We start from the raw sequence: 2,595 nt of genomic DNA on the forward strand, positions 1-2,595 counted from the left end.
TGCATATTCCGGCCCATAGGGATCACCTTTTCTGGCTAGTCGGGATCATCGATTCTGGTTTCATCGGGATCACCTATTCCGGTTTCATCATGATCACTTTTGGGATATCACCAGAATGATGACATCAACCTAATCGAGTCTTAATTGACGCATTGATATTCAACATATTTGCTAGCCTAGTTCCTTTTTGTTTGGAGCAATCATGGCTACAAAGAGGTTAACAATGCGTAATATCAGAGAAATTCTACGACTTCATTTTGAAGCCAAACTCAGTCTACGAAAAATCAGTATCTGCACTAAAGCCAGCATTGGCGGTGTGCAAAAGCTGCTTGTTAAAGTAAACCAGTGCGAACTCACTTGGCCGTTACCGGAAGATATGGATGACGTAGCATTGGCAAAATTGCTGTATCCACAATCAGATCCAAGGCCGTCACGCCACTATCAACTGCCCACGTGGATAGAGGTACATCAAGAACTGAAGCGTAAGGGGGTGACCAAACATCTGCTGTGGGAGGAATACACCCAACAGTATCCAAATCGCAGTTACAGCTACTCGCAGTATTGCCATCATTATGATGTATGGAAAAGCAAACAACGCCGCTCCATGCGCCAAGTCCATAAAGCCGGTGAGATTCTGTTTATCGATTACGCAGGGCAGACTGTGCCGATTGTCAGCGGCAGCACCGGTGAGGTGCGCACCGCGCAGATATTCGTAGCGGTGATGGGCGCATCCAACTATACCTTTGCTGAAGCCACTTACTCGCAAAGCTTACCGGACTGGTTAGGTAGCCATGCCAGAGCCTTTGACTTCTTAGGCGGCCTACCGCAGTTGGTGGTGCCGGATAACCTAAAAAGTGGGATCACTAAAGCTTGTCGCTACGACCCTGATGTCAATCCGTCCTACCAGCAACTGGCGGCTCACTATGGTGTGGCGATTATGCCTGCCAGACCCTATAAACCTAAAGATAAAGCCAAGGCTGAGGTGGGCGTACAGGTTATTGAACGCTGGATATTGGCCAGGTTACGCCATCACACCTTCTTCTCACTGGCGGAGCTCAACATCTGCATCAAGGCCTTGCTGGTTGAGGTCAACAACAAGCCCTTTAAGCAGTTCAAAGGCTCTCGCCTAACCTGGTTCGAGTCCATCGACAAACCGGCTCTTAAGCCACTGCCTAAGCATCCTTACCAGTACACTGATATCAAACAGGTAAAAGTGAACATTGATTACCATGTTCAGTATGAGGATCATTTGTACTCAGTACCGCATCATTTGGTCGGTGAGCGCATTGAATTGCATGCCAAGGCCAATGTGGTCGAAATGCTCTTCCACAATCACTTAGTTGCCAGCTATGCCAGACAATACCGCACCGGCATGAGTACCACGCCCAGCCACATGCCAACAAAGCATGAAAAACACCACCAATGGTCAGCCGGTCGTTTAATGAACTGGGCAAAGGATATTGGTGATGAGGTACTTATCTGGGTCAAAGCCCAACTCAACAACAAAACCCATGAGCAGCAAGCCTATCGGGTCTGTTTAGGTTTACTCAATCTGTCTCGGCAATATCCACAGAGCAGACTTAATAAAGCCTGTGCCATTGCTAATAAGCACAGTCTTTATAGGCTCAAACACATCAAAGATATCCTCAGCAGTAATCAGGACAAACTGCATCCGGACACCCAAACACAGCCTTCACTACTGCCCCAAACCCACGAGAATATCCGTGGCCCAAAAAGCTTCCATTAAAAGGACAACACCATGATAAATCAGACCTTAACTCAATTGCGCCAGCTTAAACTTAATGGCATGGCAACCGCCCTTGCTATGCAAACGGAACAGCCGGGTAACTACGACAATCTCAGCTTCGAAGAGCGCATTGGATTGTTGACCGACAGCGAACAACATGAGCGTGAGCAACGCAAACAACAGCGCCTGCTCAAGTCCGCCAAACTGAAAATCCACGCACACGCACGGGACATCGACTACGCCCAGCCCAGAGGCTTAAAACAAGCCATGATGGCCTCCCTGTTGCAATGTGACTGGATAAACAAACATCAGAATCTGTTACTTACCGGCCCTTGCGGCAGTGGTAAAACCTATCTGGCCTGTGCACTGGCGCACACGGTCTGTACCAAAGGCTACAGCGCAAAATACTATCGAATATCCAGGCTAATGTTGGAACTGGCACAAGGCAAAGCCGATGGTACTTACAGTAAAGCCCTGCAACAGCTCGCCAGGCTCGACATGCTTATTCTGGATGACTGGGGGTTGGAACCCCTTAACTCGGCTCAGCGCAACGATCTGATGGAGATCATGGACGACAGAAACGGCAGCTCATCCACAGTGATCATCAGCCAATTGCCAACTGACCAATGGTATCAATCTATCGGCGACAACACCCTAGCAGATGCGATCCTCGACAGGCTGATGCACAACGCTCACAGGATCAATTTAAAAGGAGAATCGATGCGAAAATTACAGTCTGAGTTGACTCATCGGGATCACTTAGGGTAAAACACGGACTCGTCCAATGCGTCAAAGATTAGTGATCCTGATGAAATCAGAATGACTGATCCCCATCACCGGAATATGCA

The 2,595-nt window shown here is 48.3% G+C and carries 2 protein-coding genes; both read left to right on the forward strand.

The annotated features are described in order from the left end of the window. The first annotated feature begins 202 nt into the window (after nt 1–202). Nucleotides 203–1,747 (forward strand): IS21 family transposase, encoded by a 1,545-nt coding sequence (istA, locus tag GPLA_RS16525; RefSeq protein ID WP_040515151.1) that lies wholly within the window; start codon nt 203–205, stop codon nt 1,745–1,747. Between the two features lie 12 nt (nt 1,748–1,759). Continuing rightward, complete coding sequence (gene istB / locus GPLA_RS16530) at nt 1,760–2,515, forward strand: IS21-like element helper ATPase IstB (protein WP_007106097.1); 756 nt, start codon at nt 1,760–1,762, stop codon at nt 2,513–2,515. Nucleotides 2,516–2,595: the final 80 nt, after the last annotated feature.

It is taken from the genome of Paraglaciecola polaris LMG 21857 (assembly GCF_000315055.1).
Classification (GTDB): domain Bacteria; phylum Pseudomonadota; class Gammaproteobacteria; order Enterobacterales; family Alteromonadaceae; genus Paraglaciecola; species Paraglaciecola polaris.